Below are 17,963 nucleotides of genomic sequence, written 5' to 3' on the forward strand. Positions count from 1 at the left end.
TACGGTGCCCGGGTGGATCTCTTCTCGCACACATGGACCGCGCTGCGGGCGGCCGTCGCGGATCTGGCCGACGAGGACTACGCGCGGCCGTCGGGGTGCAAGGGCTGGCTCGTGCGAGATTTGGTGTGCCATCTGGTGATCGACGCGCAGGACGTGCTGATCACACTGGCGACGCCTGCCGAGTCGGAGCCGACCGTGAATGCCGATACGTACTGGCAGTTGGTCGAGCCGCCGACCGGGGAAGATCCGCTGGACGCGCTGATCCCGCGGCTGGCGGCGGCGTACGGCGATCCGGCGCTGCTCGCGTTCCACCTGGACGACGTGGGCTCGGCGGCGGGCCGGGCCGCGGTGCTGGCGGATCCGGCGGCGCGGGTCGGCACCAAGGACGAGGTGCTGACGGTGGGCGACTATCTGTCGGCGTACGTCCTGGAGTGGACGCTGCATCATCTGGATCTGATCGCGCACCTGCCGTCGGCGCCCGCGGCGCCGGGAGCCGCTCCGCAAGGCGCAGGTCCGTCGGACCAGGCGCTCGCGGCGGCGCGCGCCGCGCTGGAGCGGATCGCCGGGGCGGTCTTCCCCGCGTCCTTCACCGACCGGGACGCGCTGCTGGTCGGGACGGGGCGGCGCGCGCCCAGCGAGCGGGAGCGCGCGGCGCTGGGCGGGGACGCCGCGCGGCTTCCCTTCGTACTCGGCTGACGGGGCTTCCGCGGCCGTCCCCCTGGCCTGGGGTGACCGGGGGTCAGGCGCGGAAGGCGGTGGCGAGGCGGTCGCTCTGGGAGACCGGGAGTTCGCGTTCGATCAGCGGGACGAGATCGCGCTGTTCGTGGCCGAGGTACTGGTCGATGTCGGCGAGGACGCCGTTGACGGTGAGCGGCCGGGTGCCCTCCAGGCCGGGCGACGCGATGGCGCGGTCGAGCAGTGCCAGGAGTTCGACGCCTTCCTCGCGGTCGCGGCGGACCGCCTGCGCGACCGACGAACGGGACTCCAGGGTGCGGCCGACGGTGGCCTCCTTGGCGGCGCAGTGCCGCCGGAACGCCGCCGCGATCGGCCGCAGGTCGGCCGGGGCGGTGCTCTCCTTGTTGAACACCGTCTGGATCATGTCGTGCACCGCGGTGCCGGAGTCCATCAGGGACAGCGACACGCCGTGGAAGCGGGCCCGGTCGGCCACCGCGGCGTCGTGCTCGGCGGCACGGATCGACGCGTCGAACTCGGTCGAGTGGTTCTGGATGTTGTGCGGCCCGCGGGGCCGGTCGCCCGTCCCGGGCGGGACGTCCGCCGCAGTGGCCGCCGGGGCGTCCGACGGCGTCTCCGCCGCCGGGTCGTAGACGGTCGAGCCCTGCGCCTTGGTGGTCTCCTCCATGTCCGGTCCTCCTCGCGAGGCGGGTGATGGCGTCCGAGCCGCGGCGCCGTACCGCGAAACGCCGACAATCATGGCAATTGTCCCTCTACGGCCCCTTCTCGGCTCCAGGAGGGCGGTTACCCGCCGCGCCTCCGTGAAAACGGCACCCTCGACGGCCCGGGCGACGTACGCCACAGACGACCACCCTTTCGGGGACTCGCACAAATATTCGAACACGTGCCAGGATTGCCCGCATGAAGCAGCACGACTTCCCCGCTGATCTCATCGAGGCGCAGCGCGACTGGTACGTCACCTACCGCCTGCTCGCCGACGCGCCGGCCGGCACGCAGACCACCGTGCTCCGGCGCCGCCTGCAAAGGCTCTCCGTCCGGATCTCCACCCATCCGTACTGGGCGTCACTGCCGGGCACGGCCCCGGCCGCCCGCATGGAACTCAAGGAACTCACCTGGACCGCCGCCGCCGAGCGGTCCAGCTGGCCGTCCGCACCACCCGCCTGACGCGGCTCGACCCGGCTTGACCTGACACACCCCGGCCCGACATGGCCCGGCTCGACGCGACCCGACTTGACGTGAGTAGACCGGTCTGTCTAATCTGCTCCACGACCAGACAGACCGGTCTACTCAATCGTCGGACGGACCTGACCATGACGCATCTCTCGGTCGCCCCCGCATCACGGACCGCCACCGCCACCCCGGCGCCGCCGTCCGCGAGCCGTCGCCATGGGGCGCGACGGCTGCCGCCGCGCGTCGCGCTCTATGTGCTGGCCTCCGTCACCGTCTCCTTCCTCGCCGCCTCCAGCGCACCGACCCCGCTCTACGCCGTCTACCAGGCCGAATGGGGCTTCACCCCGATCACCACCACCGTCGTCTTCGGTGTCTACGCGGTCGCGGTGCTGCTCGGCCTGCTCACCCTGGGCAAGCTGTCCGACCACGTCGGACGGCGTCCCGTGCTGCTGGTGGCGCTCGCCGCGCAGGCGGCCTCCATGGTCGTGTTCGCCACCGCCGAAGGTGTCCCGGCCCTGTTGGTCGCCCGCGTCGTCCAAGGGCTGTCGACCGGTGCCGCGCTCGGTGCGATCGGTGCCGGGATGATGGACATCGACCGCCCGCGCGGCACGATCACCAACGCCGTCGTCCCCGGCATCGGCACGGCGACCGGCGCGCTCGTCTCGGGCCTGGTCGTCCAGTTCCTGCCCGCGCCGACGCATCTGATCTACCTCGCGCTGCTCGGCGTCTTCGTCCTCCAGGCCGTGGCCGTCGCCCTCATCGCGGAGACGGTCACCCGCAAGCCCGGCGCCGCCGCCAGCCTCGTCCCGGAGATCGCGCTGCCGCGCACGGTACGGCGTCCGGTTCTCGTGGCGACCCCCGTGCTCTTCGCCGTCTGGGCGCTCGCCGGTCTCTACGGTTCCCTCGGCCCGTCCCTCGCCCGGCAGTTGACCGGTTCCACGTCCGTGGTCTTCGGCGGCCTCAGCCTGTTCGTGCTCGCCGGGGTCGCGGCGCTGTCGGTCCTGGCGCTGCGGCACGCGGCGGCGCGCACGGTCATGCTCACCGGGATCGTCGCCCTGATCGCCGGGGTGGCGGTCACGCTGGCCTCGATCCGCGGCGCGTCGGCCACCGGCTTCTTCCTCGGCACGGCCGTCGCGGGGATCGGCTTCGGCAGCGGATTCCAGGGCGGCATCCGTACGGTGCTGCCGCTGGCCAAGCCCCACGAGAGTTCCGGGGTGCTGTCGCTGCTCTTCGTCGTCTCCTACCTCGGCATGGGTGTGCCCGCCGTGGCGGCCGGCTTCCTCGTCGTGCACGCCGGCGGACTGACCGCCACCGCCGAGGAGTACGGCGCCGCCGTGATCGCCCTCGCGGCGGTCGCGCTCGCCGGACTGCTGCGGGGCGGGCCCGGCCGGGGTGCGCGGCGCGGTGAGCTGCTCGGCGGGAACACCTGACCAGCCGGACGGCGGGCCGGGCCGGGCAGCGGGGCTGACCAGGCCGCCGTACGGCCGAGGCGTAATCTGGACAGATCTGTCTGAAGGGGTGACGGTCATGGTGACTGCCCGGAGCACGACGAAGCCGTCGGCGCGCGAGCGGCTGCTCGCGGCGGCGAACGAACTCTTCTACGCCGAAGGCGTGCAGAGCGTCGGCATCGACCGGGTCATCGAGCACGCGGGGGTCGCCAAGGCGTCGCTCTACAACACCTTCGGCGGCAAGGAACAGCTCATCCGGGCCTACCTCGACCATCGCCATGCCGGAGTCACCGCGCGGCTCGTCCGCGCCGTCGAGGGCCGTGCCACGCCGCGCGAGCAGATGCTCGCCGTCTTCGAGTCGCAGGGCGCGCAATTCGGCAAGCCCGCCTTCCACGGCTGCGCGTTCATCCGGGCCAGCGCCGAGACCAGTCCCGGCAGCCTCGTGGCGGAGGCCGCCGACAACTACCGCGCCTGGCTGCGGGAGTTGTTCGCCCGCCTCGCCGACGAGGCGGGCGCCGCCGACCCGGAGGCGCTGGCCCGGCAGCTCCAACTGCTCTACGACGGCGCGACCGTGGCCGCCGCGATGGACCACGACCCCTCCGTGGCCGTCGCATCGCGCGCCGCCGCGGCAGCACTGATCGCCGCCGCCACCGGCGACTTCGGCTGGGCCCCTCCCCCGCCGGCCCCGGCGGCCGCGGCCGGACCGGGCGCGCCCGACCCCCTGCCGGCGACCGCCCTCGGCTGAGTCCGCCCCGTACTGCCCGGCCCCGGCGCCGGCGGCCTATGCCGCGCCGTCGTCCACGGCTCCCGACCGCTCCCGGACGATGTCCTCCACCGCCGCCGGATCGTCGGGCGTGATGAACGGGTGGACGTATTTCCCGGTGTCCAACACGATCCCCTGCGTCTTCGACAGCCGTTTCGGGTCCAGCCCCGCCCAGTAACGGACGTTGCCCGTGCCCCAGATCCGGGCCTGTCCGGTCAGCGGGCCCATCCTCACCCGCCGGACACCGCGGATCGACGCGTACGGGATCGTCTTGGTGCCCCACGGAAAGTAGTAGCCGCGGATCCGCAACGCGTCGGGCCCGCACTCGATCCAGCGGTCCCGGTAGCCGACGCTGCCGCCACTCATGTCGCCTCCTCGCACAGGGCCGGGAAGGGGATCCGTGGGCCCCGTCACTCGGGATCCTCGGCGGTGCCGGTGGAGGAAGTGGAGGAAGTGGAAGAAATGGTCAGGTCGGAGAAATTCTGGCCCTGGACCACAGGGCCGTGCTGGACACCCCCGCTCACGGAGTTGTGGACCACGACGGTCCGCCCGTCGAGCGCGGGCGCGAGTTCGTCGAGCAGGCGGCGCAGTTCGTCCGCCGCGGCCGGGTCCGCACGGAGCACCGAGCGCAGCCGCGAGCGCCACGCCGCCTCGATGTCGCCGCTGGCCGCGGCCTCGTCGCCCTCGGCGCGTGCGGCCAGCAAGTCGTCCTGCGAGCGCTGCAGTTCAGCGGTGGCGGCCGTGGTCTCGCCGCGCCCGAAGAACGCGGCCACTCGGTCCCGCACCTGGGTCCAGGCGTCCGAAGCCATCAACGCCACCACCGTCGTCGCCCCCGACGACACCAGAGCTGCCAACTCCGCTTCCACCGCTCCCCCCTCGACCACCCCACGAGTGCGGCACACCGCACCGTCCACGGTAGGGATCGCGGTGGCGCTTGGGTAGGCGGCCTCATCCGTACGCACATGCGCCGCCGTACGGGTCCGCGCGCCCGGACGCGGCCGGCGCGAGGACCGACGCCATGGCCCGGTTCGGGTGATGTCGCCGTGCCCCGCCGGGTGAAGTGCGGGGCACGGCTGGCACGATGACGGCATGACCCCGGCCCGTGGACTGCGCCTGGCGCGTTCGGCGATGTGCGTCGTGGTGAGCGGGCTGGGGCACGCGGTCACGTCCGGTTCCGGCGTCCCGGCGTGGACGCTGTTGTACGCGTTCGGGTGCGTCACCGCGGGCGCCTGGTGGTTCACCGGCCGGGAGCGCGGCGCCCGGGCGCTGACTGGGGCGGCCGTGACCGTACAGGGCGCGCTGCACTGCCTGTTCATGCTCGGCCAGATGCTGCCCGCGTCCCGGTCCGGTGACATGGGTGCCGGCCCCGACGGCATGTCCGGGCCGGTCATGGCGCATCCGGGCCACGCGATGAGTGCCATGACATCGATGGCGTCGATGCCGGGGTCCGGCGGGCACCCGATGGCCGCGCACGAGTGGTCGCCCGCCATGCTCGGCGCCCACGCGGTCGTCGCCGTCCTCAGCGGGCTGTGGCTGTGGCGCGGCGAGGTCGCGCTGCGCCGGCTCGGCCGGGCGCTCGCGGCCTTCCTGACCCGGCCGGTGCGGCGGGCCCGCAGGCTGCGCAAGGCGGTCGTCCTTCCGTCGCGCCCACCTGCGGCGCCTCATGCGGCCGGACGGCCCGTCCGCCGCCCGGCCAGGGTCCGGCTGCGGCACGCCGTGGTACGGCGCGGGCCGCCGCGCGTCATCGCTCCGCTCTGACTGGCGCCCGTCCAAACGCCGACCGGTCCCGCGACGCCCCTCCGCATCCGTACGAGGGCCGCCGCGGTGCGCCGCCGTCCCGACGGGCGCGGCGCTGGCACGCCCGGGACCTCCCGTCCCGCGTGCCGGACTCCTTCCCCGGCTTCCGCACGGGACCGCGGCCGGTCCGCCGGCCCGGCGTGCCCGCGCGGAGCCGCCCGTCGGCGGGGCCGTACACACGGTCCCGCACAAGTGGAGGACCCACGATGACGCTGACATCCCCTGCCCGGGGACCCCGGCGGCAGCTCCTTGCCGCCGTGCGCGACGACTCCCAGGTGACCGCCTGGGCGATCGCCGCGGGCGGCGGTGACGAGGACGCGGCCGAACGCTTCGTCCGGGCGACGCACGGCGACGTCCGCCGCTTCGTCGCCCATCTGACCGCCGACGTCCCGGGCGCGGACGACCTGACCCAGGAGACGTATCTGCGGGCGCTGGTCGGCCTGCCGCGCTTCGCCGGGCGTTCGTGCGCCCGTACGTGGCTGCTGTCGATCGCCCGCCGGGTGGTCGTCGACCGCTACCGGTACGACGCGGCCAGGCCGCGGCTGTCCGGCGGCCACTGGCTGGAACTGGCAGAGCGCAAGGCGCCGGAACCGGCGCCCGGTTTCGAGGAGGGCGTGGCCCTGTTCGACCTGCTGGGCGCGCTGGAAGAAGGGCGCCGCACGGCGTTCGTACTCACCCAGCTCGTCGGACTGCCGTACGCCGAGGCCGCCGCGCTGACCGGCTGCCCGATCGGGACCGTACGGTCCCGGGTCGCACGGGCCCGTGACGACATCGCCGCGATGCTGCGCGCGGCCGAGGAGGAGCCTCGTACGAGGCCGGAGGAGGTGATGCGCGCGGCGGGCTGAGCGCCGCGTCGACGGGGGCGGCGGGCCGTACTCGGGCCGCCGCCCCCGTGTGCCGCCAGGGCGGTGAGGCAGCCCTCTTCCTCAGTAGTCGGACGGGCGGTGCCGGAAGTTCCCGCGTTGCGTGAGAGGCGGAAGCACGCGGGGCACAGCGCCGCGTGACCCGCGCCGGGCACGCTTCCGCCGGGTGTCGGGTGCCCGCGTGGCCGCGGACGCGCGGGGTATTCCCGTTCTGGAGCGGCGGCGCCCGCGTCGCCGGACGGACCCCGATCCGGAAGGAACGGACACCATGACCGACCTCACGTCCCTGGAACCCCTGGCGACCTTCTGCGGCAAGTGCGACTGCGGTTGCCCCCAGCTCTACGTCGACCCCGCCGCCCCCGTCGAGCAGCGCGTGGTGATCACCGACGACTTCGGGCAGCAGGTGCGGATGAGCGCCGACCAGTTCTCGTCCCTGGTGGACGAGGCGAAGTCGGGCCGCTTCGACGCGATCGCCTGACCCGTCAGGCCGGGGCCCCGCGGTCCGCCCCGTCCCGGCCGCGCTCGCGGTGTGCCGGGGCGGCCGTGTGGTCCATCGCGATCAGCGGGCCGCCGGTGAGCGGGTGCTCGACCACAACCGCGCGGATGCCGAAGACCTCGGCCAGCAGACCGGGGGTGAGCACCTCGCGCGGGGCGCCCGAGGCGACGACCGCGCCCCGGTGGAGGACGTGGAGGCGGTCGCAGAGCGCGGCCGCGGCGTTGAGGTCGTGCAGGCAGATGAGGGTGGTACGGCGCTCGGCGCGCAGCAGCGCGAGCACTTCCGTCTGGTGCCGCAGGTCCAGGTGGTTGGTGGGTTCGTCGAGGACGAGCACCCGGGCCCGCTGGGCGAACGCGCGGGCCAGCAGGACGCGTTGGCGCTCGCCGCCGGACAGGGCGTCGAATCGCCGACCCGCCAGCGCGGTCAGGGACGTCCTGGCCAGGGCGTCATCGACGGCGGCGCGGTCGGCGGTGTTCTCGGCGGCGAAGGCCCGCTGGTGCGGGACGCGGCCCATCGCCACCACGTCCCGTACGGACAACTCGCTGCCACCACCCCGCTCTTGGGGCAGGGCGGCGACCCGCCGCGCGGACTCGGCCGGGGAGAGCGCGGCCAGCTCCGTACCGTCGAGCAGGACGGTGCCGCCGGACGGGCGCAGATGGCGGTAGACGCAGCGCAGCACCGACGACTTGCCGCTGCCGTTCGGTCCGACGAGGCCGACGATCTCGCCGTCGCGGGCCAGCAGACGCACCCCGGAGACGACGTCCCGGCCGGCGTAGGCGACCCGCAGGTCCCGTATCTCGACGCGGGCCGGGTGCCCGCCGGGGGCCTGGACATGCTTGACGGCGCGGGGTGTTGGCGGCTTCGCGGTCATGGGCGCTCCAGGCGTCGGTCGAGCAGAAGGAGCAGTGCGGGGGCGCCGAGCAGTGAGGTGACGACACCCGCCGGCAGTTCCTGGGTGTCGACGGCCGTACGGCAGATCAGGTCGACCACGACGAGCAGCACCGCGCCGGTCAGCGCCGACAGCGGCAGCAGCCTGCGGTGGTCGCCGCCGACGAGCAGCCGGCACACGTGCGGCACCATCAGCCCGACAAAGCCGATCGCGCCGGAGACGGCCACCAGCACCCCGGTCAACAGGCTGGTGACGAGGAAGAGTTCGCGGCGCAGCCGTCCGACGGCGACGCCGAGGGCGGCGGCCGTCTCGTCGCCGGCGGCGAGGGCGTTCAGGGCGCGGGCCCGGGCCAGCAGCAGGACGAGCCCGGCCGGTACGACGACCGAGGGCACCACCAGCAGGTCCCAGGTGGCGCCGCCGAGGCTGCCCATGAGCCAGAACAGCACGCCCCTGGTCTGCTGTTCGTCACCGGCCCGGAGCACCAGACAGCTGGTCAGGCCGGACAGGAACTGCCCGATCGCGACGCCCGCGAGCACCAGCCGCAGCGGCGAGAATCCGCCGCCGCGCCGGGCGGCCAGCCACACCAGCAGAAAGCTGCCGAGCGCGCCCGCGAAGGCGGCGCCCGAGAGGCCGAGGCCGAGCAGCCCGCCGCCGCCCGCGCCCAGCACGATCGCGGCGACCGCGCCGAGCGTGGCTCCGTTGGACACCCCGAGCAGATACGGGTCGGCCAGCGGATTGCGCACCAGTGCCTGCACACCGGCGCCGACGACGCCGAGGCCGGCGCCCACCAGCGCGGCGAGCAGCGCCCGCGGCACCCGCAGCTGCCACACGATCAGGTCGTCGGTGCCGGGCCTGGGCGCCCGCCCGGCGATCCGGCGGCCGACCACCGACCAGACCTCCTGCGGCGGGATCGACGTCGAGCCGAAGGAGACCGCAGCGGTGAGCGCGGCCAGCAGCGCGACGACGAGGAGGACCGCGAGGACACCGGGCGACCGGAGCCGGGCGGCGCGGCCGGGCGGGCCGGCCGGCCCCTGCCGCCCGGGTTTCCGCGGGCGCCGGGCGGAGAGCAGCGCCATTCAGGAGACCTTGCCGGGATAAAGGGTGCGGGCGATCTCCCGCACGGTGTCGGCGTCCCCGACACCCGCGATGGTGGTCCGCTCGGAGCCGATCCGCAGGAAGTGCTTCTCCCGGACGGCCTTCAGGCCCTTGGTGGCGGGATTCGAGGTCAGCCAGGTCTCGGCCGCGTCGAACGCCTTCGCGTCCGCCGCCGGACTGCCGTGATTGCGCACGCCGAGCTGGATCCAGTCGGGGTCACGGGCGATGACGTCCTCCCAGCCGACCTGCTGGAAGCCGCCGTGGCAGTCGGAGAACACATTGCGCGCCCCGGCCAGGGTGATCACCGCATTGGCGACCTGCCGGTCGCAGACGGCGGTCGGCTGCTCGGTTCCCGCGTCGTAGTCGAAGAAGAAGTACGTGGGCCGCTCGGATTCCGGCACGTCGGCGATCGCCCTGGTGACGGCGCCGACCGTACGGCGCATGCCGTCGACCAGTTCCGCGGCCCTGGCCGAGGTGCCGGTGACGGCGCCGAAGGTCGTGACGTCGGCCTCCACCGCCGTGAGGTCGGTCAGCGGTGCCTTGCTCATGGCGGCGCAGGCGGTGGACTTGAGGTAGAGGTGCTTGATGCCCGCGGCCCGGTATTCCGCCTCCGTCGGGGCGTCGCCCATGCCGCCCATCGACGCGAAAGTGTCGATGTAGACGTCCGCCCCGGAGCCGAGCAGCTTCTCCTTGGGCACGACCGCCTTGCCGAGCACCGGCACCCGCCGCGCCCGCGCGTCGTACGGGGCGGGCATCGCGCCCCTGCCCGGCGGGAAGCCGGTGCCGATGACCTTGTCCCCCGCGCCGAGCCGCAGCAGCAGTTCGAGGCCGGAGGCGTTGCTGGTGACGATCGCCTTCGGCGGCGAGGTGAAGGTCGTCCTCTTCCCGGCGCAGTCGCTCACCGTCACGGGGAAACCCGGGGCGGAGGCGTTCGTCGCGGCGGCAGCCGTACGGTCCCCGCTGTCGCTGCCGTCCTTGCCGCCGCTGTCGCCGCCGTCCGAACAGCCCGCCGCCAGCAGCCCGATGAGGGCCACCGCCACCCCGTACCCGCCACGCGCACGCATCGTCGTGTCACCGTTTCTCTCACTCGTCGGCGCTTGTGCCGCCGGACCAGTAGTCGGGGCGCCCGTCCGGCGAGTTCCCGGGGCGCGGCGGCGGGAATCGGGACGTGAAATCCCCCGGACGCGCGGGAACTCGCCGCCGCCCGGTCGCGACTACTGCTGACGTGAAGCACGATTCCGCCGGCCGGTCCGGCGCCGAAGTCCCGAGCGACCCGTCCCGTACGCCCCGGCCTTTCGCCCGGCTGCGCACCGCCCTCGTCCCCGTCGCGGCCGTCGCGGTGACCCTGTTCGGCCTGCTGCTCTACGCCTCCTCCGGCGCGGCGGGCACCCCGCCGGCCCGGATCACGGTCTCCGGCGGGCGGATCCTCGCGCCGACCAACCCCGAGCACACCGCCGCCTTCTTCACGCTGCGCAACACCGGCGGCACCGACGACACCCTTGTGTCGGTCGGCTCACCGCAGTTGGGACCGGTCATGATCGCCCGCACCGCCGTGGCGGACGGCGCCGGACGGATGGTCAGGTCCGCCGGTATCCCCGTACCGGCCGGTGGCACATACGCGATGACGCCGTCGGGCGGCGACCTCATGCTTCCCGCCGCGAGCTGGCTGACCCCGGGGCGGACCGTCGACTTCGACCTGCGCTTCGCGGGCGGCGGCACCGTACGGGCCCGCGCCGTGGTCGTTCCACTTGGCGGCTGACCCGCGCCCCTCGTCCCGCTTCCCTCTTCCGTACTCAGCTTTGGAGCCACCCATGTCCGTTTCCGCCGCCGCCGGTCCGCCGACCCGCTTCCGGCCGGCACCGCCGGTGATCGTCGCCGCTTTCCTGCTGCTGCTCCTGGCCGCCTTCGCGGTCGCGTACGCCGCCGGGTCGAGCGTCGGACCGGTCGATCCCCGTATGCACCCTGCCCGTACCGGCGTTCCCGCCAACGGTGGCGGAAGCGGCACGCACGGCATGGACGGCATGTGATGAGGACGACGATCGACGCGCCGCACGCCGCCGGCGACGCGGCATCGGTGACCGACACCACCGTCACCGACCTGACGGTGACGGGCATGACGTGCGCCGCCTGCGTGAGCCGGGTGGAGAAGAAGCTGGCCCGGCTCGACGGTGTGACCGCGACCGTGAACCTGGCCACCTCCACCGCACGCGTCACCCACCCCGTCACCTGTTCCCCGGGCAAACTGGTCGCGGCCGTCGAGGCCGCCGGATACGGCGCCGGCCTTCCCGCCACCGATCCCGAGCCGGACTCCTCCGGGGAGGACGACCGGCGGGCGCTGCTGCGGCTGCTCGCCGTGGCCGTCCTCGCGCTGCCGGTGCTGGCGCTGTCGATGGTGCCGTCCTGGCAGTTCGCGTCCTGGCAGTGGTACTGCTTCGCGCTCGCCGTGCCGGTGGCCACCTGGGGAGCGTGGCCCTTCCACGTACGGGCCTTGCGCGGTCTGCGGCACGCCACCGCCACCATGGACACCCTGGTCTCGCTGGGTGTGGCGGCGTCCTTCGGCTGGTCCTGCTACGCCCTGTTCCTCGGCGGCGCGGGTTCCGCCGACTACCGCATGCCGTTCTCCCTGCTGCCGATGCTCGGCCGCGGCACCCCTGTCTATCTGGAGGGCGCGGTCAGCGTCCCGCTCGCGGTGCTGGCCGGCCGCTTCCTGGAGGCGCGGGCCCGGCGCGGCACCGGTGAGGCGCTGCGGGCGCTCGCCCGGCTCACCGTCTCCGAGGTCGCGCTGCGCGCCGCCGACGGCACGGAAAGGCTCGTCCCGCTCGCCCGGCTGGGGGTCGGTGACGTGTTCACCGTACGGCCGGGCGAGCGCGTCGCGACCGACGGCGTCGTCGTCGACGGCGCGTCCGCGCTCGATCTGTCGCTGGTGACCGGCGAGAGCGAGCCGGTCGAGGTCGGACCGGACGCGCCCGCGGTCGGCGGCGCCGTCAACGCGGGCGGTCTGCTGCACGTGCGTGCCACCGCGGTCGGCGCGGACACCCAACTCGCCCGGATCAGCCGGATGGTGACCGACGCCCAGACCGAGAAGGCGAGCGCCCAGAGGCTGGCCGACACCGTGGCCGGGATCTTCGTCCCGGCCGTGCTGGCCGTGGCCGTCACCGTGCTCGGCTTCTGGCTCGGCGCCGGTGCCGCTCCCGAGGCGGCGGTCACCGCCGCCGTCGCCGTCCTGGTCGTGGCCTGCCCCTGCGCCCTCGGACTGGCCACGCCCACCGCGCTGTTGGCGGCGACCGGCCGCGGCGCGCGTCTCGGGGTCCTCGTCTCCGGCGCCCGCGCCCTGGAGTCGCTGCGCGTCATCGACACCGTCGTCCTCGACAAGACCGGCACACTGACGACGGGGCGGATGTCCGTCACGGCACTGACCGCCCGCCCCGGCGGCCTCGGCCCAGACGCGGCGCTGCGGCTGGCGGGCGCGGTGGAGCAGGGCTCGGAACACCCGCTCGGCCGTGCGATCGCGACACACGCCCGCGCGACGCCCGCCCCCGCGACGCCCGGCGCGGAGACGGTCAGCGCGGATACCGTCGGTACGAGCGGGGCGGGCACGAACACGGCGGGACCGCAGGCCGTCGGTACGAACACGGCACGTACAGACGCCGTCGGTACGGACGCGGCAGGCACGCAGGCTGCCGGTCCGAATGCCGTGGGTGCGGACGCGGCGGTGACGAACGACCTCCCCGAGGTCGTGGGTTTCCGGGCCACCGCGGGTCTCGGTGTGAGCGGGCTCGTCGGCGGGCGCCGGGTCGAGGTCGGCACACCCGGCCGCGACCTGACCGGCGTACTCGCCGAGGCGATCCGTACGGCCAACGCCCGGGCCCACACCTGTGTGCAGGTCACTGTCGACGGTGTGCCGGAGGCGATCGTCGCCCTCGGCGACCCGCTCCGCAGTGACGCCTACCGCGCCGTGGACCACCTGCGCCGTCTGGGCGTACGGCCCGTGCTGGCCACCGGTGACCGGCCGGCCCCGGCCGAGGCGGTCGCCGCCGGCCTCGGCATCGACGACGTCCACACCGGGCTCACCCCCGCGGGCAAGGCCGCCCTGGTGGCGGAACTGCGCGCCCGGGGACGCCGGGTCGCCGTACTCGGCGACGGTGTCAACGACGCCGCGGCCCTTGCCGCCGCCGACCTCGGCATCGCCATGGGCACCGGTACGGACGCCGCCGCGGCGGCGTCCGATGTCACGCTCGTCCGCGGTGACATCGGCGCGGTCGCCGACGCCGTACGGCTCGCCCGCCGCACGATGGCCACCATCCGCGCCAACCTCGCCTGGGCCTTCGCCTACAACCTCGTCACCGTCCCGCTCGCGGCGACCGGCTGGCTCGATCCGATGGTCGCCGCCGTCGCGATGTCCGCCAGCTCCGTGCTGGTCGTCGCCAACAGCCTCCGCCTGCGCACCTGGCGGCCCGCCCCGGTCCGCCGGGCGGGGTCGGCGCGGCCGGCGCATCAGGGCCGACGCCCCGTCAGCCGGTTCCCGGCGGCCCGGCCGTAGCCCGGCGTTCACCCCGGGGCCGGCGGGCCCGTTCAGCGGGCGGTGATCGCGACCAGTTCGGTGAGCGAGGCGATCCGCCAGTCCGCGGCGGCGGACACCTCGGGGTCGTCGGCCCACAGGTGGCCCCAGGGGCCGCGGCGCAGGTGTGCGGTGCGCAGTCCGGCCTGCCGGGCGGGGAAGACGTCGTTGTACGGGTGGTCGCCGACGTAGAGGATCTGCCCGGGTTCGGCCGCCGCCGTTTCGGTGACCTTCGCGAAGAAGCCGGGGCTCGGTTTGGCGACCGCCCACTCGGCGGAGGTCGCGATCCGGTCGAGCGGCAGGTCGAGGCCGCGCAGCAACTCGCCCATGCGGGCGGTCTGGTTCCCGGCCGCGAGCACCTTGATGCCGTGCTCGCGCAGCCGGGCCAGCGCGGGACGCACGTCCGGGTAGAGGTCCGTCTCGTCCAGGTACTCGCCCCGCCCGGCGGCCTCGCGGGCGGCGTACGCGGCGGGGATGTCGAGGCCGGGTGTCATCAGCCGCAGCGCGTCGCCGTCGTCGCGGCCGTCGGCGACGACGGCTCCCACCAGCGCGGAGACGGTGTGGGCCGGGACGCCCAGCCAGTCCGCCCAGCCCGCCCAGTGCCGCGCGTCGGAAATCAGGGTCTCGCCGATGTCGAACACGATCGTGGTAATCATCGCCGCCACCCTAGGCCAACGCTCCCGCGCGCCGGTGCGGCTCGACCGCGCGGTCACTCCGACGTGGCAGGGTCCCTCCGTCTCTCCCCCGCACCAACTGCCGGGCGGTGGGGGTCAGGCGCTTCGCGCGGCCCTGACGCCCGGGAAGGACGCCCAGCGGTCGAGTTCGGCCGGCCGGGCCGTCAGCGAGGCCCTGATGTGCTCGACGGCCTCCGCGCCGACGGCCGGCCGCAGCGCCGGTTCCGCCGTCGCGACGACGGCCATGATCGCGTCGGCGACAGCCGCGCCCGGCCCGGGGCGGCGCCCGGCCGGTCAGCCGAGCGGCCGGACGGACGGGGACGAGGACGGCGCGGGCGACGGGTGCGGCAGGAGCTGATCGGTGCGCAGCAGCTGGCCCGGTGTGTGGAGTTCGGCGCGCAGCGCGAAGGTGGCGGGGGCGTCGAGCGGCGCGATGACCGTACGGCCGCCGGGGGCGCGGACGGCCAGCAGTTCGGCCGGGTCGACGTCTTCGGCGTCGAGCACGTCGGCACTGTGGCTGGTGACGACGACCTGGCGGCGGTCGGCCGCGTCCCGCAGCGCGCCGAGCAGGGCGCCGGCCGCGGTGGGGTGCAGGGCCGTCTCCGGCTCCTCGATCGCGACGGTGCTGTACGCGCCGCCGGCCGGGGTGAACAGTGAGGTGAGGACGCCGAGGGCGCGCAGGGTGCCGTCGGAGACGGCGGGCGCGGCGAACCGCCACGGGGTGCCGGCGCCGGGCACGTCCTGGGTGAACTCCACGAATTCCCGGCCGCCCTGGGTGCGGCGGGCGACGCCGTGCACGCCCGGCACGATCTGCCGCAGATAGCTCTCGATCCGCAGCTTGTCCTCCCGGCCGCGCGCGCTGCGACCCAAGCGGTGCAGGATCGCGGCGATGTCGGAGCCGTCGCGCGACAGCAGGTCGCCGGAGCCGGGCGTACGGGGGCGGCGCATGGCCTCCGGATTCAGGGTGAACACCCCGATGTCGGCGAGGCCGTCGTGGACCTGCCGGAAGGGTTTGCGGCCGGCGAGGTCGGCCAGCAGCAGGCGCCGGCCGTCCACCGCGGGCATGCCGGACACAGTGGCGGAGGTCAGCACGCCGTTGTCCACGCGGTAGCCGGCCTCTGCGGGTGCGGTCCGCGCGCCGTCGCCGGGCCGGGGCCGTACGGTGCAGTGCTCGCGGACGATACGGAAGCCGCCGCCGCGCACCGCCGCCACCTGGATGCCGTACGCGCCGTGGCCGTGCGGGCCGCGGAAGTCCAGGTCGACGGAGAAGCGGGTCGGGTGGCCCGCGGCCCTGCGGCGGACCTGCGCGATGCCGCCGCGCCGTTCCAGCGCCTCGTCCAGCGAGGTGCGCAGGCTTTCGGATACCAGGCGGAGTGCGTCGAGGAAATTGCTCTTGCCCGAGCCGTTCGGCCCGACCAGGAAGGTCAGTGGGCCGAGTGTCACGTCGGCCTCCGGGATGCTGCGGTACTGCCGCAGCCGGACACGGGTCAGCGCAAAGGAAGTGTCCTGCATGGGGCCAGTGTGGCAGCAGCGCCGCCGGTATCCGTGCCGGCCGGCCGGTTGTGGCGTTCCGTGCCGCGGTCCGGCCGTTCGGCGGCCATGAAGCGGCGCGCGCCGGGCAGAAGTGATCGCAAAGCCGCGCGCGGGTCGCCCGGGCCACGGGAGGCGCCCGCGAACGGCACGGAGCGACCGCGGGCGGCATGATACGACCGGGGCCGTACGCGGAAGGATTGCTGTGTGATCGTGGACTGCGCCATCTACCGGGACGGCTGCCGTGCGGGTACGCCGGACGATCTGTCCGACGCGCTCGCCGAGGCCCGCGCGGCCGGGGACTGCTTCGTCTGGATCGGGATGCACGAGCCGACAGCTACGGAATTCGACAGCGTCGCCGGGGAGTTCGGCCTGCATCCGCTGGCAGTCGAGGACGCGCTCAAGGCGCATCAGCGGCCGAAGATGGAGGTGTACCGGGAGTCGCTGTTCACCGTCGTGAAGCCGCTGCGCTACGACGACGAGCACAGCAGGATCACGGCCGACGAGCTGATGGTCTTCATCGGCGACTCCTTCGTGGTGACCGTCCGGCACGGCGAGGTGCGCACCGCGGCCGAGGTCCGTACCCGGATGGAGCAGTCGCCCGAGGTGCTGCGGCACGGCCCCGTGGCGGTGCTCTACGCCATCTGTGACGCGGTCGTCGACGACTACCTGGACATCGCGGGGGAACTCCAGGTCGATCTGGAGGAGCTGGAGGAGGAGGTCTTCTCGCCCACCGGCGGCGGCTCGACGCAGACCGCCGGTGTCATCTACTCCTTCAAGCGCCAGGTGCTGGAATTCCGCCGGGCCACCGTGCCGCTGATCGAGCCGATGACCCGCCTCGCGTCGGGCAACGCGCCCTTCGTAGACGCCCGCACCAAGCCCTTCTTCCGCGATGTCGCCGACCACTTGACGCGGGCCAACGAGGCCGAGGAGGGGCTCGACCGGCTGCTGTCCGACATCCTCGCCGCGCATCTGACCCAGGTCGGGGTGCGGCAGAACGACGACATGCGGAAGATCTCCGCGTGGGCGGCGATGGCCGCCGCTCCGACGATGATCGCCGGGATCTACGGCATGAACTTCGACCACATGCCGGAGCTGCACCAGATCTGGGGCTACCCGGCGGTGCTCGCGCTGATGGTCGCGGTGGTGGTCTTCCTCTACCTCCAGTTCAAGCGGCGCGACTGGCTGTGACGGGCCTCCGATGACAGGCGCCGGGCGACGGGTGAGCCGGTGTCCCGAGCGGTGTCCCGTGTCCGGCGCGGTCCGCCGGACTCCCCCGCCGTTCAGTCCTTGATGTCGCAGATGACGGCGCCGGAGGAGACGGAGGTGCCGACTTCGGCTTTCAGGCCGATGACGGTGCCGGAGCGGTGGGCGTTCAGCGGCTGTTCCATCTTCATCGCTTCCAGGACCACGATCAGGTCTCCGGCGGTGACCTGCTGGCCCTCCTCGACGGCGACCTTCACGATGGTGCCCTGCATCGGCGAGGGCAACGCGTCACCCGACACCGCCGCACCCGCCTTGACCGCGGTACGCCGCTTGGGCTTGGCACCGCCGGCGGCGGCGGTACGGGCCAGCGTCATGCCCAGCGACGCCGGCAGCGACACCTCCAGGCGCTTCCCGCCGACCTCGACCACCACCGTCTCCCGCCCCGCCGCCTCCTCATCATCGGAGACCGCACCACCGGTGAAGGGGGGGATGGTGTTGGTGAACTCCGTCTCGATCCACCGGGTGTGGACCGTGAACGGGGTGCCGTCGCCGGTGGCGAACGCCGGATCGACCACGACCGCCCGGTGGAACGGAATCGCGGTCGCCATCCCCTCCACCGTGAACTCACCCAACGCACGGGCCGCACGCTGCAACGCCTGCTGTCGGGTCGCACCGGTCACGATCAGCTTGGCCAGCAGCGAGTCCCACGCCGGACCGATCACACTGCCCGATTCCACCCCGGCGTCCAGGCGCACCCCCGGCCCCGATGGGGCCTCGAACC

General features: G+C 74.1%; 21 protein-coding genes. 11 read left to right on the forward strand and 10 right to left on the reverse strand.

Features of this window, described 5'->3' with window-relative positions:
* The first annotated feature begins 12 nt into the window (after window positions 1-12).
* On the forward strand, window positions 13-696 hold the full coding sequence (locus tag BM076_RS27800; RefSeq protein WP_093716468.1) for a maleylpyruvate isomerase N-terminal domain-containing protein: 684 nt from the start codon (window positions 13-15) through the stop codon (window positions 694-696).
* Window positions 697-739: 43 nt separating this feature from the next.
* On the opposite strand, the gene BM076_RS27805 is transcribed toward BM076_RS27800, so the two are convergent.
* Complete coding sequence (locus BM076_RS27805; protein ID WP_093716469.1) at window positions 740-1,360, reverse strand: hypothetical protein; 621 nt, start codon at window positions 1,358-1,360, stop codon at window positions 740-742.
* Window positions 1,361-1,593: 233 nt separating this feature from the next.
* On the opposite strand from BM076_RS27805, the gene BM076_RS27810 reads away from it, so the two are divergent.
* The 3 genes from BM076_RS27810 to BM076_RS27820 all read left to right on the forward strand — a co-directional run bounded on the left by BM076_RS27810 (window position 1,594) and on the right by BM076_RS27820 (window position 4,056).
* On the forward strand, window positions 1,594-1,857 hold the full coding sequence (locus BM076_RS27810) for a hypothetical protein (protein ID WP_093716470.1): 264 nt from the start codon (window positions 1,594-1,596) through the stop codon (window positions 1,855-1,857).
* Window positions 1,858-2,003: 146 nt separating this feature from the next.
* The gene (locus BM076_RS27815; protein WP_093716471.1) at window positions 2,004-3,293 is read left to right on the forward strand and encodes an MFS transporter; all 1,290 of its coding nucleotides are present in this window, start codon (window positions 2,004-2,006) and stop codon (window positions 3,291-3,293) included.
* Between the two features lie 97 nt (window positions 3,294-3,390).
* Window positions 3,391-4,056, forward strand: coding sequence for a TetR/AcrR family transcriptional regulator (locus BM076_RS27820; protein WP_093716500.1), 666 nt, complete (start codon window positions 3,391-3,393; stop codon window positions 4,054-4,056).
* A gap of 36 nt (window positions 4,057-4,092) precedes the next feature.
* On the opposite strand, the gene BM076_RS27825 is transcribed toward BM076_RS27820, so the two are convergent.
* Both BM076_RS27825 and BM076_RS27830 read right to left on the reverse strand, forming a co-directional pair.
* The gene (locus tag BM076_RS27825; protein ID WP_093716472.1) at window positions 4,093-4,440 is read right to left on the reverse strand and encodes a PH domain-containing protein; all 348 of its coding nucleotides are present in this window, start codon (window positions 4,438-4,440) and stop codon (window positions 4,093-4,095) included.
* A 44-nt stretch (window positions 4,441-4,484) separates the two neighbouring features.
* Entirely contained in the window at window positions 4,485-4,928 is a 444-nt protein-coding gene (locus tag BM076_RS27830) for a hypothetical protein (protein WP_322936389.1), read from the reverse strand.
* Between the two features lie 235 nt (window positions 4,929-5,163).
* Between BM076_RS27830 and BM076_RS27835 the strand changes: the two genes are divergently transcribed.
* From BM076_RS27835 to BM076_RS27845, 3 genes are all read left to right on the forward strand, one after another.
* Window positions 5,164-5,832, forward strand: a complete 669-nt coding sequence (locus BM076_RS27835; RefSeq protein ID WP_093716474.1) for a hypothetical protein — start codon at window positions 5,164-5,166, stop codon at window positions 5,830-5,832.
* A 245-nt stretch (window positions 5,833-6,077) separates the two neighbouring features.
* Window positions 6,078-6,716, forward strand: a complete 639-nt coding sequence (locus tag BM076_RS27840; protein ID WP_093716475.1) for a sigma-70 family RNA polymerase sigma factor — start codon at window positions 6,078-6,080, stop codon at window positions 6,714-6,716.
* Between the two features lie 286 nt (window positions 6,717-7,002).
* Window positions 7,003-7,212 carry a hypothetical protein gene (locus BM076_RS27845; protein ID WP_093716476.1) on the forward strand — a complete coding sequence of 70 codons (210 nt, stop codon included), beginning with the start codon at window positions 7,003-7,005 and terminating at the stop codon, window positions 7,210-7,212.
* 4 nt (window positions 7,213-7,216) lie between these two features.
* Here BM076_RS27845 and BM076_RS27850 read toward each other — a convergent pair whose 3' ends face one another.
* The 3 genes from BM076_RS27850 to BM076_RS27860 are packed head-to-tail and all read right to left on the reverse strand — an operon-like array spanning window position 7,217 to window position 10,278.
* A complete protein-coding gene (locus tag BM076_RS27850) occupies window positions 7,217-8,101 on the reverse strand; it encodes an ABC transporter ATP-binding protein (RefSeq protein WP_093716477.1) in 885 nt (294 codons plus the stop codon).
* Window positions 8,098-9,195: a FecCD family ABC transporter permease gene (locus BM076_RS27855; protein ID WP_093716478.1), complete on the reverse strand. Its 1,098-nt coding sequence runs from the start codon at window positions 9,193-9,195 to the stop codon at window positions 8,098-8,100. The genes BM076_RS27850 and BM076_RS27855 overlap by 4 nt, the downstream gene beginning before the upstream one ends.
* Window positions 9,196-10,278, reverse strand: a complete 1,083-nt coding sequence (locus BM076_RS27860; RefSeq protein WP_093716479.1) for an ABC transporter substrate-binding protein — start codon at window positions 10,276-10,278, stop codon at window positions 9,196-9,198. It lies immediately after the preceding gene.
* A 161-nt stretch (window positions 10,279-10,439) separates the two neighbouring features.
* Here BM076_RS27860 and BM076_RS27865 point away from each other — a divergent pair, with 161 nt between their 5' ends.
* Genes BM076_RS27865 through BM076_RS27875 form a run of 3 tightly spaced genes read left to right on the forward strand, consistent with a single transcriptional unit; the run spans window position 10,440 to window position 13,754 of the window.
* Window positions 10,440-10,973 carry a copper chaperone PCu(A)C gene (locus tag BM076_RS27865; RefSeq protein WP_177246651.1) on the forward strand — a complete coding sequence of 178 codons (534 nt, stop codon included), beginning with the start codon at window positions 10,440-10,442 and terminating at the stop codon, window positions 10,971-10,973.
* 52 nt (window positions 10,974-11,025) lie between these two features.
* Window positions 11,026-11,241 carry a hypothetical protein gene (locus tag BM076_RS27870; RefSeq protein ID WP_093716481.1) on the forward strand — a complete coding sequence of 72 codons (216 nt, stop codon included), beginning with the start codon at window positions 11,026-11,028 and terminating at the stop codon, window positions 11,239-11,241.
* Window positions 11,241-13,754, forward strand: a complete 2,514-nt coding sequence (locus tag BM076_RS27875) for a heavy metal translocating P-type ATPase (protein ID WP_322936396.1) — start codon at window positions 11,241-11,243, stop codon at window positions 13,752-13,754. The genes BM076_RS27870 and BM076_RS27875 overlap by 1 nt, the downstream gene beginning before the upstream one ends.
* A gap of 32 nt (window positions 13,755-13,786) precedes the next feature.
* On the opposite strand, the gene BM076_RS27880 is transcribed toward BM076_RS27875, so the two are convergent.
* The 3 genes from BM076_RS27880 to BM076_RS27885 form a co-directional block, all read right to left on the reverse strand.
* A complete protein-coding gene (locus tag BM076_RS27880) occupies window positions 13,787-14,428 on the reverse strand; it encodes an HAD family hydrolase (protein WP_093716502.1) in 642 nt (213 codons plus the stop codon).
* A gap of 114 nt (window positions 14,429-14,542) precedes the next feature.
* The gene (locus BM076_RS36825; protein ID WP_177246652.1) at window positions 14,543-14,692 is read right to left on the reverse strand and encodes a hypothetical protein; all 150 of its coding nucleotides are present in this window, start codon (window positions 14,690-14,692) and stop codon (window positions 14,543-14,545) included.
* A 48-nt stretch (window positions 14,693-14,740) separates the two neighbouring features.
* Window positions 14,741-15,958 carry an AAA family ATPase gene (locus BM076_RS27885; RefSeq protein ID WP_093716482.1) on the reverse strand — a complete coding sequence of 406 codons (1,218 nt, stop codon included), beginning with the start codon at window positions 15,956-15,958 and terminating at the stop codon, window positions 14,741-14,743.
* 225 nt (window positions 15,959-16,183) lie between these two features.
* Here BM076_RS27885 and corA point away from each other — a divergent pair, with 225 nt between their 5' ends.
* Complete coding sequence (gene corA, locus BM076_RS27890; RefSeq protein WP_093716483.1) at window positions 16,184-17,167, forward strand: magnesium/cobalt transporter CorA; 984 nt, start codon at window positions 16,184-16,186, stop codon at window positions 17,165-17,167.
* Window positions 17,168-17,259: 92 nt separating this feature from the next.
* On the opposite strand, the gene BM076_RS27895 is transcribed toward corA, so the two are convergent.
* Window positions 17,260-17,963: biotin/lipoyl-containing protein (locus BM076_RS27895; protein WP_143120660.1), on the reverse strand; the 704-nt coding region annotated here is incomplete at its 5' end.

It is taken from the genome of Actinacidiphila alni, assembly GCF_900112845.1.
Classification (GTDB): Bacteria; Actinomycetota; Actinomycetes; order Streptomycetales; family Streptomycetaceae; genus Actinacidiphila; species Actinacidiphila alni.

Excerpts from the sequence above, each read along its gene's own strand:
- BM076_RS27860 (WP_093716479.1), bottom strand. The coding sequence starts at position 10,278 with ATGCGTGCGCGTGGCGGGTACGGGGTGGCGGTGGCCCTCATCGGGCTG.
- BM076_RS36825 (WP_177246652.1), bottom strand. The coding sequence starts at position 14,692 with ATGGCCGTCGTCGCGACGGCGGAACCGGCGCTGCGGCCGGCCGTCGGC.
- BM076_RS27825 (WP_093716472.1), bottom strand. The coding sequence starts at position 4,440 with ATGAGTGGCGGCAGCGTCGGCTACCGGGACCGCTGGATCGAGTGCGGG.
- BM076_RS27880 (WP_093716502.1), bottom strand. The coding sequence starts at position 14,428 with ATGATTACCACGATCGTGTTCGACATCGGCGAGACCCTGATTTCCGAC.
- BM076_RS27835 (WP_093716474.1), top strand. The coding sequence starts at position 5,164 with ATGACCCCGGCCCGTGGACTGCGCCTGGCGCGTTCGGCGATGTGCGTC.
- BM076_RS27875 (WP_322936396.1), top strand. The coding sequence starts at position 11,241 with ATGAGGACGACGATCGACGCGCCGCACGCCGCCGGCGACGCGGCATCG.
- BM076_RS27805 (WP_093716469.1), bottom strand. The coding sequence starts at position 1,360 with ATGGAGGAGACCACCAAGGCGCAGGGCTCGACCGTCTACGACCCGGCG.
- BM076_RS27810 (WP_093716470.1), top strand. The coding sequence starts at position 1,594 with ATGAAGCAGCACGACTTCCCCGCTGATCTCATCGAGGCGCAGCGCGAC.
- BM076_RS27845 (WP_093716476.1), top strand. The coding sequence starts at position 7,003 with ATGACCGACCTCACGTCCCTGGAACCCCTGGCGACCTTCTGCGGCAAG.
- BM076_RS27870 (WP_093716481.1), top strand. The coding sequence starts at position 11,026 with ATGTCCGTTTCCGCCGCCGCCGGTCCGCCGACCCGCTTCCGGCCGGCA.
- BM076_RS27850 (WP_093716477.1), bottom strand. The coding sequence starts at position 8,101 with ATGACCGCGAAGCCGCCAACACCCCGCGCCGTCAAGCATGTCCAGGCC.
- BM076_RS27855 (WP_093716478.1), bottom strand. The coding sequence starts at position 9,195 with ATGGCGCTGCTCTCCGCCCGGCGCCCGCGGAAACCCGGGCGGCAGGGG.
- BM076_RS27815 (WP_093716471.1), top strand. The coding sequence starts at position 2,004 with ATGACGCATCTCTCGGTCGCCCCCGCATCACGGACCGCCACCGCCACC.
- BM076_RS27820 (WP_093716500.1), top strand. The coding sequence starts at position 3,391 with ATGGTGACTGCCCGGAGCACGACGAAGCCGTCGGCGCGCGAGCGGCTG.
- BM076_RS27840 (WP_093716475.1), top strand. The coding sequence starts at position 6,078 with ATGACGCTGACATCCCCTGCCCGGGGACCCCGGCGGCAGCTCCTTGCC.
- BM076_RS27885 (WP_093716482.1), bottom strand. The coding sequence starts at position 15,958 with ATGCAGGACACTTCCTTTGCGCTGACCCGTGTCCGGCTGCGGCAGTAC.